At 60.7% G+C, this 14797-nt stretch carries 13 protein-coding genes and 1 pseudogene; 3 read left to right on the top strand and 11 right to left on the bottom strand.

Annotation, left to right across the window (positions count from 1 at the left end):
* Positions 1–4: 4 nt before the first annotated feature.
* Positions 5–1426, top strand: coding sequence for an alpha/beta hydrolase (locus tag I7X09_RS22630; RefSeq protein ID WP_200313770.1), 1422 nt, complete (start codon positions 5–7; stop codon positions 1424–1426).
* A gap of 23 nt (positions 1427–1449) precedes the next feature.
* Entirely contained in the window at positions 1450–1941 is a 492-nt protein-coding gene (locus I7X09_RS22625; protein ID WP_200313768.1) for an NUDIX domain-containing protein, read from the top strand.
* Positions 1942–2311: 370 nt separating this feature from the next.
* Here I7X09_RS22625 and I7X09_RS22620 read toward each other — a convergent pair.
* The 11 genes and pseudogenes from I7X09_RS22620 to I7X09_RS22570 form a co-directional block, all read right to left on the bottom strand.
* Positions 2312–2638, bottom strand: a pseudogene (locus tag I7X09_RS22620) (transglycosylase family protein); the annotation flags it as partial.
* A gap of 488 nt (positions 2639–3126) precedes the next feature.
* Complete coding sequence (locus I7X09_RS22615) at positions 3127–4032, bottom strand: oxygenase MpaB family protein (protein ID WP_200313766.1); 906 nt, start codon at positions 4030–4032, stop codon at positions 3127–3129.
* A 24-nt stretch (positions 4033–4056) separates the two neighbouring features.
* Complete coding sequence (locus tag I7X09_RS22610) at positions 4057–4614, bottom strand: mce associated protein mas1a (RefSeq protein ID WP_200313764.1); 558 nt, start codon at positions 4612–4614, stop codon at positions 4057–4059.
* Positions 4601–5821, bottom strand: coding sequence for an MlaD family protein (locus I7X09_RS22605; RefSeq protein WP_200313762.1), 1221 nt, complete (start codon positions 5819–5821; stop codon positions 4601–4603). Before I7X09_RS22605 ends, I7X09_RS22610 begins: the two co-directional genes overlap by 14 nt.
* A complete protein-coding gene (locus tag I7X09_RS22600; RefSeq protein ID WP_166810692.1) occupies positions 5818–6882 on the bottom strand; it encodes an MCE family protein in 1065 nt (354 codons plus the stop codon). The genes I7X09_RS22605 and I7X09_RS22600 overlap by 4 nt, the downstream gene beginning before the upstream one ends.
* Positions 6879–7976 carry an MCE family protein gene (locus I7X09_RS22595; RefSeq protein WP_200313760.1) on the bottom strand — a complete coding sequence of 366 codons (1098 nt, stop codon included), beginning with the start codon at positions 7974–7976 and terminating at the stop codon, positions 6879–6881. The genes I7X09_RS22600 and I7X09_RS22595 overlap by 4 nt, the downstream gene beginning before the upstream one ends.
* The gene (locus I7X09_RS22590; protein ID WP_200318040.1) at positions 7973–9028 is read right to left on the bottom strand and encodes an MCE family protein; all 1056 of its coding nucleotides are present in this window, start codon (positions 9026–9028) and stop codon (positions 7973–7975) included. The genes I7X09_RS22595 and I7X09_RS22590 overlap by 4 nt, the downstream gene beginning before the upstream one ends.
* On the bottom strand, positions 9028–10059 hold the full coding sequence (locus tag I7X09_RS22585; RefSeq protein WP_166810690.1) for an MCE family protein: 1032 nt from the start codon (positions 10057–10059) through the stop codon (positions 9028–9030). Before I7X09_RS22585 ends, I7X09_RS22590 begins: the two co-directional genes overlap by 1 nt.
* Positions 10056–11279, bottom strand: a complete 1224-nt coding sequence (locus I7X09_RS22580; protein ID WP_200313758.1) for an MCE family protein — start codon at positions 11277–11279, stop codon at positions 10056–10058. Before I7X09_RS22580 ends, I7X09_RS22585 begins: the two co-directional genes overlap by 4 nt.
* A gap of 3 nt (positions 11280–11282) precedes the next feature.
* Positions 11283–12140 (bottom strand): ABC transporter permease, encoded by an 858-nt coding sequence (locus I7X09_RS22575; RefSeq protein ID WP_095970985.1) that lies wholly within the window; start codon positions 12138–12140, stop codon positions 11283–11285.
* Positions 12140–12949 (bottom strand): MlaE family ABC transporter permease, encoded by an 810-nt coding sequence (locus tag I7X09_RS22570; RefSeq protein ID WP_095970986.1) that lies wholly within the window; start codon positions 12947–12949, stop codon positions 12140–12142. Before I7X09_RS22570 ends, I7X09_RS22575 begins: the two co-directional genes overlap by 1 nt.
* A 541-nt stretch (positions 12950–13490) precedes the next feature.
* Between I7X09_RS22570 and I7X09_RS22565 the strand changes: the two genes are divergently transcribed.
* The gene (locus I7X09_RS22565) at positions 13491–14780 is read left to right on the top strand and encodes a TetR/AcrR family transcriptional regulator (RefSeq protein WP_234036970.1); all 1290 of its coding nucleotides are present in this window, start codon (positions 13491–13493) and stop codon (positions 14778–14780) included.
* The last annotated feature ends 17 nt before the right edge of the window (positions 14781–14797 follow it).

The following is a 14797-nucleotide window of genomic DNA, read 5'->3' as shown; positions in this document are numbered from 1 at the left end:
CCGAGTGGATCTCACAGATATCGACGTATGGGACGTCGACGCCTTGGACCAGCTGTCCGCTGGGTTGGAAGGCGTTCTGGTCGCTCACCGCGTCCGCGACATCCGTCGACGACTGACCACTCTGCGCAAAGAAGCCGTCGCCGACGACTTGCATATTCGTCAGGACGGAACCGTCTCTGCCGTTGCGCCCATCGCCGACGGTCACCCGCTCCACGTGCACGCCCAGTTGCTCGAGGTTGCAGTGCGAGAACTGATCGGTGAGGCATTGCTCGTCAGCGCGGATCTTCATCATGCGTTGTCGCTGCGGTCTCAGGTCGGCACCGACCTCCGTGACAAAGCTGTGCGCGTGGGGGAGGAGTGGCGAGCGTTCAGCCCTGATCGGCAGCGTCAGATGTTGCGCCATGCACCCGATCTGATCGCCAACCTCGACGGAATTCCTGCAGCGGTTCGCAGTCCTGCCAATCTCGATCGGATTCAATCGGAACGAGCACGGCTGCAAGATGATTCAGTGCGAATCTCGCAAGAACTTCACCGAGAGTTCTTCGGCGGCAGACTGAGCAACACCGGGGCCGGCCAGTGGTACGCCGAACGTAAACTCGAGGATTTGGACGCGCTCGACGAGTTGTTCCATGCCGAACCTTGTCGACGATTGCTGCTGATGGACATGCGCTCGGGTGAACGAGGCTTCGCCGCAATTGCGATCGGTGATCCGGACACCGCGGATCACATCTCCGTGACGATTCCTGGATTGAACACCAACGTCAAGGACTCGATGCGCGGAATGGTCGGCGAGGCAACACGATTGCGAGCCGAGGCGATGCGCCAACTCGAACTGGCCGGCCGAAGGGAAAGCGTGGCCACCATCGCCTGGATCGGATACGACGCGCCACAGGTGATCGGGCCTGGAAAGTTCGACATCGGTCGGGCCAGCTTCGACGTCAGTCGATCGTCCAAAGCAGGCATAGCCGCCGACGCATTGGGCAGCTTCTTTCACGGCCTTCGTGCTGCGTCGGTCAACGACCGCGTCCACATCACAGCGCTGGGCCATTCCTACGGATCGCTCGCGACTTCTCTTGCGCTGCAGCGCGGAGCCAGCGCAGCAGTCGACGACGTGGTGTTCTACGGTTCGCCCGGCGTGCGGGCCAAGGTGGAATCGGACCTCGGTATCGCCGACCGCCACGTCTACGTCATGAAAGCGGAAGGCGACAGCATCGCGGGGTTCGGCCGTTTCGGCGGCGATCCGACGCGCACCGAGTTTCATCGGTTGTCCACGGCTGAAGGAGTCACCCCGGACGGGATCAAACACGAGCGGGCTTTCGGGCATGCGGAGTACGCGAGAACCGGGGACAACGGAGAACTGCGGATGTCCGGCTACAACCTTGCGGTTGTGGTTGCAGGGTTGCCGGAGTTGGCCGTTATGGCCTGACCTGCCGCCTTACAGTGGTACTCATGCATCTGAGGCATTCGGCCAGGGGGTTGGTCGTTGACGACCAGTCCCGTCTTCTGCTCTATCGATTCATCGCACCCGGGGGCGGGCTGACGGTCTGGTGTCCTCCGGGCGGAGGCTTGGAAGGAGACGAAATCCCGTCCGAGGCGCTCGCGCGCGAACTGGACGAGGAGATCGGCTTGCGCGACTACGGCGCCGCCACCCACGTGTGGCATGAGGAGATCCGTGATCCGACAGTATTGCCGGGTTGGGACGGTGCGATCAACGACTACTTCCTCGTGCCGGTGGAGGCTGCATTCGAGCCCTGTGGGTCGTTGGGGCGCGAAGCGCTTGCCGCCGAGTTTGTCGAGCACTTCGAGTGGTGGAGCGTTGACCGCCTTCTGTCACACGAAGGTCGAGAAGTGTTCGGGCCACGAGATTTACCCGACCGCTTCGCCCGCCTGGTCAAGGATGGGCCACCGAGTTCGCCGGAACGGTTTGTTCGGTCGTTGTAAGGGCTGCGAGGCAGTGGTTGCAATCGAGCCTTTGGGCATCGAAAGAGGGCTAAGCTGGGGTTATGGAGCACTATGTGCGCAAGGAACCCATCCCGTACGCGTCTACGGCGGCGCCGGTCACTTCGGGTAGCCGGGTCCGACGGATGCTCCAACGATGGTGGATGCGGCTTCGTAGGTTGATGGGTGACAGTAAGGCCAGCCGGTACACCTCGCTCGCGCCGCGGCATCCTGATGGATCACGCACTGACGTAACTTCTTTCAACAGCAGTGGCAGCGGAAGATAACTGTCGGTTGAAAAGACACTGCCCGGTGTTCGTCGAGAATTCGACGAACACCGGGCAGTGACGCATTACGTGAGCTGGAATCAGCGGAGGTACTGTCCGCAGACCGGCCACGCGCCGGCGCCCTGACCGGCGAGGACGTTTTCCGCGACGCGGACCTGTTCTGCCTGGCTGGCGTTGGCGGCACTGCCCGCTCCGCCGTAGGCTTCCCACGTGCTCTGGCTGAACTGGAGTCCGCCGTAGTAGCCGTTTCCGGTGTTCGCAGCCCAGTTGCCCGAAGATTCGCATTCCGCGACACCCGACCAGTCGTGGGTGGCTGCAGATGCGGTGCCGGCGGTCAGTCCGACGGCTCCGGCTGCGAGAGCTCCGGCTGCGGCGACAGAGGCAAGGGCACGGGTAACGGTGGTCTTGGTCATTTTTTGTAAATCCTCTCGAGTCCCGCCGACGGAGGACGGTGACCGTCTCAGCTCCGCTCCACCACTAGGAATGTTGTCGAGTCCGAACCGCGGGGTGGGACGGGCGGTGGCGATTCGGTAATGCCCGGTTGATCGGGCTGTCACCAACCATAAGAGATGATTACGGATTGGTCACGGGTCGGCGTGTCGACACATGTTTGTGCAACAGAAATGCATCAAAGAGTGTTTTCCCAGGTCGCGTGGCGATATGCCACCTCTCATGGCGTTACATAAACGAGATAAAGTGTGATGCAAGTCACTTCAAAAGCGCCTCGACGGCGTCGCTGCGCGGCGAATGTGTCGCTCGATCGGCCCGGTTTGTCGGCTTTTCGACCCGATTTCAGTCGCTCTGGAACCCCTGTCCAGCCGTGATCGGTTGTCGACCGACCGACCCGATTTACCTGCAGCGCAGCAGAATTGAAACGATCATCGCGCTGCCGGTCCTGGGCTCAAACGAGATTCTTGCTCGCCTTGATCCGACGGCGAATGTCGCGCATCTGAATGGTGTTGCCGGCCTGACGGATGGAGCGTGGGATGAACCTGTTGACGAACGACACGAAAATGAAGAGGTGTTCGAATCGGCGGCGATCGTCTTCGGTCCATTCGAGGTCGAGTTGGTCGCGGTAGATCGGTGGTAGGAATCCGACCGTCAGGAACCGCAGCAAGTTTCGGAACACCAGGCGTATCGGCCACGCGATCATTCGAAGGTTGACGAGGTCGACCAGATACTTCTTGGTGCGTTCGTCGATGACGACGCGTTCGCAACCGAGGTTCCAGTAGCGCTCGAAGTCGGCGCGGGTGGCCGGCCACATCTCCTCGGTGACCTGCAGCGTCGTTCCCAACGTTGATGCGGACTGATAGAACGATTCCGCCTGTTCTTCGGACATCTTGCCGTGCAGCAACTGATGACTGTCTTCGAAACCGATGAACAGGCATGCAGCAACCCATAATTGGAGTTCGCGATTGAAGGCGTTGTACTTGACCGGGCTGTTTGAATCCGACTTCACATGTCGGTGCACCGAGTTCACGGCCTCGCGGTAAGCCTTTCGCTCTTCCTCGTTACCCAGGATCGCGACCGTCAGGTACTGCGTCGTGGTTCGTGCGCGCTTCCACGGATGCACTGTCAGAGCACCCGATTCGACCTTGCTCTCCATGACGCCGTAGGCGACCTCGGGCCAGCCGAGCTGCAGGATGACGTTGGCAGCGGCTCCGGCGAACGACCAGAAATCGAGTGCGTCGGTGATGTGTGCGGGTTTACGGGCCCACCGCCTACGCTCGGCCGTGATGGTGATGCGTGTCTGATCGGTTCGAAGAGACGACTCGGACTTTTCCGAATCCAGGTAGTGAGTGGGCATCGATCTTCCTCCGTGAGGGGTGAGTTACTTGGTCTCGACGTTGCTCACGAGCCACCGGTCGTCCGAGCGGACCAGGGATATGACCATCCGGTACTTCTGTGTATTGCCTTCTGGCGCAGCAATGTTCTTGGCCTGCTGGTCGACGAACACGAGTACTTCGGCCGACGAATCTTCGAGCGTGTCGATGCCGACGTCTGTCGCTGTCGCGCTCGCCTGACCTTGGCCTCCAGCGACAACCTCGCGCAGTGAATCGACCATGGTTCGGTAGGTGCCGGCAAATTCGTCGGTCGACATCGACGCGATGGTGTCCTTGTTGGCATCGAGGTTCTGATAGTCGAAGGAGGACATGATGGTCGAGTACTCCCTCGCGGTGTCCAGCGCTTCCTGCCGCAGCGTGTCTTCCTGATTCGCCGAGTACATCTGGAATCCGAGCACCACCAATGCTGCGACCAGCGCTACCGCCATTAGTGAGATCAGTGCGTTGCGTGGCTCCTTCAGGCGGCGAAGTAGCGACGGAGAAGTCGGATGTTCGGCCACCTCGGCTTCTGCCTCGTCGAGTAGTGCGTTGTCACCGTGTGCCATTTCCCAGTCCTTCCAACATCAATCTCCAGTAGTTCAGGGCGTCGACTCCGGTCGGAATCAGAATCGGATCCGCGACGACGGGCGGTCCGATCGGCGTGCCAGGGACCGTCGAGTTCTGCAATCCGAGGTCGTTCGGGCGGGGAGCATTCTGTGCTCCGCGTTGGACGAGGTCGTCGGCGGGGGGACAGTACATCGCCAGATTCGGACTGGTGGGGGAGAGATCGCCTACCTCTCGCCTGGGAGTGTCGTAGTTGCACACCGGCCCTTGCGTGGCAACCAACGCGAAATCGGCGCGATCGCCTTTGACGATGGATGCCAGTTTGGCAAGTCCTTCGGGGATCGTGACCAGTCCGGTTTCCAGGGCGTCCGTGCGGTCGGAGATGATCGGTGCGACAGTGACGAGATTGGCCAGGACCGCTCCGAAAGTGTTGTGGTACTTGTCGAACAACTGTTGAGCGCTGTTCAGGGCGGCGGGCGAATGATCGGTGAGGTAGATCAGCACCGGAGCGTTGGATTCGAGTTGTTCGGTGAAGTTCTTGGCAGCCGCCATTCCTCGGACAAACGAATCCGATTGTGTCGCCATGGAGTCCACCAAGGTGGAGGTTCGCGACAGCAGCGCGGCGAGTTCGGCCGACTGGTCGTTCAACTGCGCCGACATGGTCCCACCGTTGTCGATCATCGTCGCCAAGCTCGGGCCGAGCCCGTTGAACGAATTCCCCAATTCGGTCCCGATGTCGCTGATCGCTTGTGGATCAATCCCTTCCAGGACACCGGACGCCTGAAGCATCAACTGGCTCATCTGCACCGGCTGCTGATCCGCGGGCATGGCGATCTCGTCGCCATCTCGGAGATAGGGGCCGTGATCCGTGTTGGGGTAGATGTCGACGTTCTGGATTCCGGCGGCTGTACCCATCGTCACCTTGGCGACACTGTCGGTGGGTATCTCCGTGTTGTCGTTGAGTGAGAGTTCCACCCGAGCCGAGCGGGTGCCTGCGTCGAGTTCGACTTCACTCACCTTCCCCACCTGCACTCCGCGATACGTGACGACCGTGCCCTTGGTAAGTCCGAAGGCGTCGGACATGTTGGCGTGCAGCCGGATTTGGCCACCGAAACCCTGAGGGCCGACCACGTAGACGATTCCGAAAGGGATGACTACAGCGGCGATCAGAGCGAACAGGACGAGTTGAACAAGCGCGAGACGACTCAACGTGGACCTCCCTGAAGTAGATCGGTGAGAGTTCCCGCCGGCGCGATCGATTGACCTGCCATACCGCCGCTCCACAGTTTGTCGATCGTTCCCGGAATATCCAGAGCGCCGTCGAACACGAGGTAGTCACCTTGGACTGCACTGGTGAAGTTTTCGAGCAACCCGTTCATGTTCGCCAGTGTCTGGCCGATCTCCGAATTGAACGAATCCAGAGTTCCCACAACGGTCGACGCATCGTGCAGCATCGCGTCGAGCCCGTTGGGTGAGGAATCGAGGATGGTGTTTGCGTTGGTGGCGAGCTGAACGGTCGAGTTCAACAGGCTCGCAATCTGATCCTTCTGTCCGACGAGAATCGACACCACCTGTGGAACGGAATCGAGGTAGTTGTCGACAACTACCCGTTGCCCAGCCAGTTGGGAGGAGACCCGGGCAGCGAGGTCGACGGCCTCGTCGAACTCGCTGCGGTGACTGCTTGCCTCTGCCATCAGCGAAGTGAGGGTCTCGGTCAGAGAACGAACTTCACCCGAGCGCCCGGAAAACGCGGTGTTCAGTTCGCGTACAACGGTGTCGAGTTGATCGATACCGCTTCCGGTCAGAACCGTGCCGAGGGTGGCAAGTGCACTTTCGACCTGCGGACCGATCTCGGTGCGAGACTCCGGAATCGTGTCGCCGTCGCTGAGCGTGGAGCCGGACGGAACTTCCGGCACCCGAAGTCTGATGAAGGGGTTTCCCAGTGCGGACGGGAGTTCGACGGATGCTTCGACATTTTCCGGCAACTGCGTCGCGGCGTCCAGACTCAGCGTCACGTCGGCTCCGACGGCGTCGGCTGACAGTGCGGATACTCGACCGATGACTTTCTGGCCGCTGCGGACGTCTGCTCCCAGCACCAGACCGTCGGCGCCGGCCAGCTGTAGCGCCACGTTGTACGCGTCACCGTCGGCCGAACGACCCAGCGGAAGGTCCTGAATGCCTGCGCTACAGCCGCCGAAGGCGAACACGGCCGCACAACCCACACCGATGATCGTGGCACCGGCGACTATTCGAACCGAGTGCCGCGTCAATTGCCACCTCCGGGGACGGCTCCGCCGGAAATCGCGGAGGCGATGCCGAGCGGATCAGAAGTACTGAGGGGGAAGGAAATCGGATTCGTGAACCCGGCCCCGGTGCAGATCGGCAACTTGTAGGTGTCGCACAGCGGTTTTGCAACCGCGAACTGAGTCAATGCAGTCGAGACGTTGAGCCGGATGCGCCCGCGCTGATCAGGGCCGATAGTTTGGGAGAGGTTCTGCATCATCAACGGCACCAGGTCCATGAACTCGGCGAGGCCAGGTTGTTTGGAAGCCAGAGTGTCACCGAGAACTCGCACGTTGTCGGCTATTGCGCCGACATCGTCGCCGTGAGTTGTCATGAAACTGTTCAACTGGTCGAAGACGACCTGCAGATCCTGCAGAGGCTGTGAGATGTCCATGTTCTGGCCTGCCCACTGATCACCCAATACGCCGAGGTCACCGACAAGTTCGTCCAGGCTGACCTGCCGCGCGTCGAGAGCATTCATCAACGTGTTGAGATTGTCGACAAGGGAACCGATGTCTTCCGACCGTGCGCCGACAACTCCGGTTGCCGTGCTGAGGTTGCGAATTGCGGTATTGAATTGATCGCCTTGGCCCTGCCATCCGGCGGCGCCGCGGCTCACGAGATCACCGAGATTGCCTCCGTCCCCGGCAAATGCGTCGGCCAAAGTGCTGACGCTTCCCATCAACCCGTCGAAATCTATGGGGGAGTGGGACCGTTCGATCGGAATCTGATCGCCGTCTTTCAGCGTCTCTCCGCCGGTGTACGCCGGACCGAGTTCGATGTGGCGATCGCTGATAACCGACGGATTGAGAACATAGGCCGAAGCGTCGGCGGGCAGATCGACGGAGTTGGGCATCGACATCGCCACTCGAACAGAAGTTCCGCGAGGTTCCACCGACGTGACTGTCCCGACGCCGACTCCGAGGACGGTGACCTTGCTTCCCTCGTAGATCCCGCCGACGTAGCTGAAATCGGCGTAGACGGTCTTGGACTGATCGGTTCGTCCGAAGACGTACCAACCGGGGAGTGCAATAGCCAGGGTCACGACCAGCATGGCAGTGACCGCTTTTCGTGTGTTCACCTGCAGCCCTCCATGATGCCGAGCGCGCAGAGCAGGTTGTCCGGGATCACGGCCGCCGGCGCGTTGACGTCGGTCCAATTACCGGTGCCGGTGGAGTCGGTGACCGAACGCAGAGCGGAAGGAAGACGAGTCAGCAGCAGGTCGATCTGATCTGCGTTGTTCTTCAGCGTGGTGGTGACCGCGACCAGGTTGTCGGTCATGGCCCCGAACTCTTCCTGACGATCGACGAAGGTGGTCGAGAGCTTCGAGATGATGATTGTCAGGTTGTCGACCAGTTGAGTCAAGGCGTCCTTGCGCATCGCAAGAGTACGAACGATCGTCTGAGCATTGGCCGCAGTACCGACTATCGAATCGGTTTGTGCCGCAGCCATGTCCGACAGCTCGCGGGACATGCTGAGAATCTGGTCGATCTGCTCACCATTCTGCGCGAAAGCAGCCGAGGCGCCGCTGATTCCGGCCAGAGCCCGGCCCACCTGATCGGAATCCGTGGGAATCACCTGCGAAAGGGTGTTCATCATGGACTCCATCGCCGCTAGGTCGACACCCGTGGCAGCATTGGTGGCGTCACTGCTGACATCGTCGAGGCTGTACGGCACCGTAGTGCGGGAAAGCGGAATGACCCGCCCGTCGGAGTCGTCGACCACGCCGGCCGGCACGATCTCCAGGTAACGCTTGCCCAGGACCGTCTTGAGTCTCACAGTCGCCGTGCTTTGGTTTCCCAAGGGTTGATCCTTGTCCAAGCGGAAGTTGACGACCACGTGGTCGCCGGCAAGATCGATCGAATCCACTCGGCCCGCGGGAACCCCGGCAACATAGACGGGGTCTGTGTCGGAGAGCCCGCTGGCATTGGCGAACTCGGCTGTGTATGCCGACGTGCGGACGTTGTACCAGAGTTTCGGAATGCCCAGTGCGGCGGCGAGTCCCACCACCAGAACGAAGATTCCGAGACTACCCAGCGCGAGAGCTGTTCCGCTACCGCTGCGTCGGCGATCCCCTTTGAACAGGAAGAGCATGATGCCGACGAACACGTCGATCAGTTTGACCAGGAACATCATGAGCACACCGGTGAATGTGTCGGACCGAAGATGTTGGCCTCCATGTCGCCTGCCTTCAGAGTGAAATTGCACAGATACAGGCTGATGAAACTTCCGTAGCTGCCGATACGGTTGGCGGCGTCGGCGAACTGGGGAAGGTTGGTGACCAGCCTGTTGAACTCGTCGGTGCTCGCAATCCAACTGCCGGTGACACTTTCGAGTTGTTGCACGGTCTGACCGAATGCGCCGTTCGACCCGGCCATGATCTGAGCCAACGACGAGACAGTGCGGTTTCCCTGGTCCAAGAGCGAGACCAGTTGATCGTTCTGCCCGACGACGGCGGTGCTCAGGCTGTTCAAACCGTCCAGCAGACTGACCAATTCGGGTTGGCGCTCGTCCACGGAGGTGAGAAGAGTGTTCATGTTCGTGAGTAGTTGCGCGAAGACGTCCTGACGGTCGACCAGGCCGGAACTCATGGCCGCGATCTGATCGAGAAGTGTGGTCATTGCTTGGCCCTGACCGTTGAAGGTTTCGACAAAACTCCGCGTGAGAGTGTTCACCTGCTCGGGCTCGAGTGCGGCGAACAACGGTTTGAAGCCGTTCATCAGTGCGGTCAAGTTGATCGGCGGAGTTGTCTGCGCCAGCGGTATCGTGTCACCCGGTTCGAGCCGTTGTGCGGATACCGTTGTCGCACTGTGATCCTGGGTCAGTGCCAGGTATCGAGCACCCAGCATGTCGCCGTAACGAACTGCGGCACGGACATCCGACTCGAGTGAATACTGTGATTCGATTTCGACGTCGACGATCGCCTTGCTCGTACCGCCGCCGTTGTCTGCAAACGCGACCGAGTCCACGCGGCCGACGCGCACACCCGACATGGTGACAGGGTTACCCGGGTTGAGTCCTTCGACGTCGGTGAACTCGAACGAGTACGAATCAGTGCTTCCGCGAACCGGAACCGACAACGTGTTCGCCACGAACGACGCGCAGGCGACGCCGGTGATGCAGAAGAGTGACAACCGAATTACCTGGCCAGGACGGACCTTCACGGGACGGTCACCTCGTTACCTCTGACCAGCGGCCCCAACATCAGTGTTGTTGCCGGGTTGGGGGTGTCCGACTGCTCCGGCGAGCCGCCCTGCAGTTGGTCTTCGAGGTATCGCAGCGTGGCAGCCTCGGCTTCGCCGCCCACGACCGGGGCACTGACGGGTTGCATTGGCGTCAGGTTGGCGCCGGAACATTGCGCGCCGCGCGAGTCCCCGTACTGCGGGCAATCGGCGCCCGTGTAGGGGAGCGGTTCGGCGAACGTGGCAACTGCTGTGATGTCGAACTTTCCGGTGGCGAAGACCCGAGCTCCGGCGGCGCCGAACGTGCTGGCATTGGCGAGAGTGGAACGCAGTCCGTCGGGATTGGCGGCGGTGGTCGCGAGTATCTTTCCGGCGGAATCGATCACAGTGATGACGTTGCTGTTGTTCGTCGCGACGAAATCGTCGACGGTCGCTGCGAATACGGCCGCCGCGCCGATCGAGGTCTCGAGGTTCGCCCTGTTGGCGACCATGTTGTTCGAGACGGATGTGGCTGCGGCGAGGGTATCGAGAATGTCGGGGGTCGCGCGGTCCAGTGCGTCGACGACAGTTCGGAATTCCGGAGTGGATTGCAGGAATTGGTGGGCGGCAGGAGCCAGTGCACCGGAAGCGGCGCTGAGATTGTCTATCGTGGTACCGATCTCGGCTCCGTTTCCGTCCAGAGCTTGGCCGAGTGCGGTCAGAGCCGTTTGAAGTTTCTCGGGTTGCATCGCTGTGAGGACTCCGACCAGCTTGGTGTACACGTCGTAGAGGGCGACGGCCTCGGATCCGTCGTCCATGCGGATTTCGTCACCGTCCGCGAGGGTCGTTCGGCCCTGTCGCGTCGGGTCGTCCACGAGTTGCATGTAGATGTCACCGAAGAACGTACGTGGAACGACGCGAGCCATCACGTCGGCGGGAATCTTTGATGCATCGTCAGTCTGTATCTGTAGTTGCACAACGGATTCTGTTGTTCCTGATTCGATTTCACCGATTCGGCCGATGTTGACCCCGTGGTACCGGACCGGTGCCTCGCCGCTGATCAGGCCCGCCGTGGCCGGAACCGCGACGAACACGTCGGTGCTCTGCTCGAGGTTTCCGGATCCGCGTAGCACCATCGTCACTGCTGCCACGACGGCCACCACGATGGCGATGGTGCCGCGCAGTGCATAGACGATCTTCGTGCGTGTAGTGAGTCTGTCCACGGCTCAGATCCCCATTCCCGGGATCTGGGGGACGAGGCCCCACAGGCCGAAAGTCATCAGCACGTCGAGGATTCCGATCGCAAGGATGGCGGTCCGAAGCGCGCGGCCGGCAGCTTGACCGACACCCGCCGGTCCGCCCGAGGCGTAGTAGCCGTACGCGCAATGCACGAGCGCGACGACGGCGGCGAAGACCACCGCCTTGAGTCCCGAATACAGGAGGTCCTGCGGCGAGATCGCCAGATGGAAGAAGTAGTCGTAAGTACCTGCCGACGCGCCGTTGAAGAACACGACGACCAGTCGGGTCGAGAGGTAGCTGGCCAAGAGTCCGATCATGTAGATCGGGATGACGCAGATCATGGCAGCGATCACCCGCGTACCGGCGAGGAACGGGATCGATCGGATCGCCATCGAGTCCAGGGCGTCGATCTCGTCGGAGATACGCATGGCCCCGATCTGGGCAGTGAAACCCGTTCCGACTTTGGCTGCCAACGCGATAGCGACGACAACAGGTGCAAGTTCGCGTGTGTTGGCAACCGCGGACAGCATGCCCGAGAGCGAAGTCATGCCGACAAGTTCGAGACCGCGATGTGTCTCCACTCCCAGCATCATCGCGGCGGCGAGAGACATCGCGAACACGATGCCGATGGTTCCGCCGCCGGACAACAGCGAGTTCGTTCCGAAGCTGACTTCGCTGATCTGTCCGAGCACGTGTTTGCGGTACTTGGTGAGAGCGAAAGGTATCGAGGCGATGGTGCGGATGTAAAAGGTGACGTGCTGACCGAGCGATACCAAGCCGTCGCCTGCGGTCCGTAACGGCCTGCCGGCCTGACGCGCTCGGATCCGGAGATCGACGAGTGACATCAGAATTCACCGACTGCCGGCACGATCACGGTGTACAACGCGGACAACACCGTGTTGACGATGAAGACGAGCGCGAACGCAATGACGACCGCTTCGTTGACTGCGTCGGCAACGCCGCGAGGGCCGCCCTTTGCATGCAGACCTTTGAAGGTGGCAACCAAAGTCGAAGCGAGGCCGAAGATTGCCGCCTTCACCAAAGCCATGACGAAGTCGGAAGATCGACCGTACTGACTGAACGTTGCCATGAAGGTTCCGGCGGGAAGATGCTGGACGTAGATGTGGTACAGGTAGCACGCGATCACACCGCCGAAGGTCACCATCGAACACAGTGCAAGGGAGACGATCACTGCTGCAACCAATCTCGGTGCGACCAGGCGCTCGATCACGTCGATGCCCATCACTTCCATCGCGTCGATCTCTTCACGGATCTTTCGTGAACCCAGATCCGTGCAGATCGCCGACCCGGCGACACCGGCCATCATCAATGCGCACACCAATGCCGCGGCTTGACCGACGATGATGAAAGCCACGACTGCCCCGGAATAGCCACCAGCGCCGATCCTGCCTGCCAGTTCGCCGACCGACACGGCGATGAAGACACCGATCGGAATCATGAGAAGCAACGATGGGCCGGTGCTGACGCGGCCGATGAACAGGGTCTGAGTAACCGTCTCGTGCAACGAGAGTCGTCTGCGGAGGATTGCCGTGAACAGGCCGAAGAGTGCCTGAACTGAGAATCCGATCAGATAGCCCCCCTGTAACGCTACGTCTCGCACCGGGCCCTTCGCGGCTGGTAGCTCGTACGTCATCTAATTGAATTCCTTTGCAGATCAACAGTGTTCGGCACGGAGTTCGAACTGTTCGAGCGCTGGCGGTCGAGCGAACTGCCTGTGAAGCATCTCACACATATATGTGTCCAAGCAAGCATTATGTGAACCGAAATTCTCGTCGACTTGTCTGCAGTGTTGATCGAATTTCCGCTTTTGACGTGGAAGTATCGGGGCCGTTCATGCCGCCGCCCCGTGTATGTTTACGAATATTCCGAATCTGTCAGTCGGATTGCTTCGCGGCCGTGGGGACTGAGCTTCGAGCGGTGACCCTACCCATTGTCGGCGGCTTCGGGCAACGTTTTGTTAACCGAAATTCTCGGTGAGGGGCTCGTCGGCTGGCGTCAGGGCGAAGTTGTATGTCGTGATCGAACGGCGTTTCACCAGCTGTTATCTGGCGGCAGAAACGCAATGTGCTGAAAAATGTGTGTGCATCCGCGGAATCATGCTTATGCTGATTCTCGTCTGGTGGACAGGCGGATCGAGGTACTTCGAGCGTGAAGGCTGGAGAGTGGGGTACACGGTGAGCCCGAGCGAGCAGTTCGTCGACGCGCAGTCGTCGAGCGGGATTGTTCGGCAGGCGAGGTCCGATTCCGTCAAGAGGCGCCCGAAGGATCGCAAGGCGCAGATCTCGGCAGCGGCGGCAATCGCGTTCAGTGAGCGCGGATATCCAGCTGTCAGTGTCGATGACATCGCGTCGGCTGTGGGTATTTCGGGTTCGGCGCTCTATCGGCACTTTCCGAACAAGTACGCGATGTTCCGCCACGCGGCGTTGGAGTTGACCGAAGCGCTCGCCAGTGCCCTGGACGTCGTCTCGGTTGCGCCTGCAGCGACCGACGCGCAGCGGTTGCGCGAAGATCTGATTGCAGTGATAAGAACGACAATTCGCAATCGGCGTACGGCCGGAATCTATCGGTGGGAGAGCCGGTTTCTCGAAGCCGACGATCGGAAATCCGTTCGAGCGCAAGCCAGCGCGGTCAATCGCCGGGTAGCCCGGCATCTTTCGCGCTCCGATCCGGCAATGACGGCGCGTGAAGAGACCCTCGTCGTGGCAGCGATGTTCAGCGTGATCGGCAGCATCACCGTCCATAATCTGTTGCTGCCCCAGCGGGTGATGGAGCAGGTTCTGCTCGAGGCGTGTCTGGCGATAGATCACGGCGAGGGCGCAACCACCGCGAGCCGTCTGGAGCAGTCCTCGTTGCCCAGAACGGTGACAACGAACAAACGGGAACGTCTGCTGCAGGAAGCCGTGCGACTCTTCGACTCTCGCGGGTATCACGACGTCAGCATCGAAGAGATCGCTGCGGCCGCCGGCTTGAACGCCTCCGGTATGTACCGCTACTTTCCCAGCAAGGCCGAGCTTCTCGGTGCCGTATTCTATCGAGCCGCTGATCGTTTGGACTTGGCTACTGCAGCGGTGTTCGATTCCGCTGACTCGCACGAAGAAGCGCTCCGGTCGTTGTCGGCGATGTACGTGGAATTGTCGTTCGCACAGCACGAATTGATGTCGGTCTACTTCTCCGAGATGAACAATCTTCTGCCGAGTCATCGAAGCGATCTGAAGAACCGCCAGAAGCTTTACGTGGTCGAATGGGCGCGGGTACTCCGCGAAATCCGGCCTGAACTGTCGGCGGTAGAGGCGAAGTTCGTGGTTCATGCTGCGCTCAACCTGGTTCCGGACGTCGGCCGCATGATGAAATTCGACGCTGCCGCGGAGAACGCGGCCAGGTTGCAGATGTTCATGTCGGCAGTACTGTTCGGCCGTCAGGCCGCCTCGACCGTGTCCACGCGCCGCGGAACATCGGCCTCCTGAAACGTGTCGGTGGGTGT

It is taken from the genome of Rhodococcus sp. P-2, from assembly GCF_016598535.1.
In the GTDB taxonomy this organism is placed as follows: Bacteria; Actinomycetota; Actinomycetes; order Mycobacteriales; family Mycobacteriaceae; genus Rhodococcus_F; species Rhodococcus_F baikonurensis.
The sequence above is the reverse complement of the archived record's forward strand: the minus strand, read 5'-3'. Positions and strand labels throughout refer to the sequence as shown.

Bases quoted from the DNA above. Each gene is read 5' to 3' on its own strand.
- I7X09_RS22625 (WP_200313768.1), top strand. From the start codon at position 1,450: ATGCATCTGAGGCATTCGGCCAGGGGGTTGGTCGTTGACGACCAGTCC.
- I7X09_RS22575 (WP_095970985.1), bottom strand. From the start codon at position 12,140: ATGTCACTCGTCGATCTCCGGATCCGAGCGCGTCAGGCCGGCAGGCCG.
- I7X09_RS22610 (WP_200313764.1), bottom strand. From the start codon at position 4,614: ATGGCACACGGTGACAACGCACTACTCGACGAGGCAGAAGCCGAGGTG.
- I7X09_RS22570 (WP_095970986.1), bottom strand. From the start codon at position 12,949: ATGACGTACGAGCTACCAGCCGCGAAGGGCCCGGTGCGAGACGTAGCG.
- I7X09_RS22590 (WP_200318040.1), bottom strand. From the start codon at position 9,028: ATGTTCCTGGTCAAACTGATCGACGTGTTCGTCGGCATCATGCTCTTC.
- I7X09_RS22615 (WP_200313766.1), bottom strand. From the start codon at position 4,032: ATGCCCACTCACTACCTGGATTCGGAAAAGTCCGAGTCGTCTCTTCGA.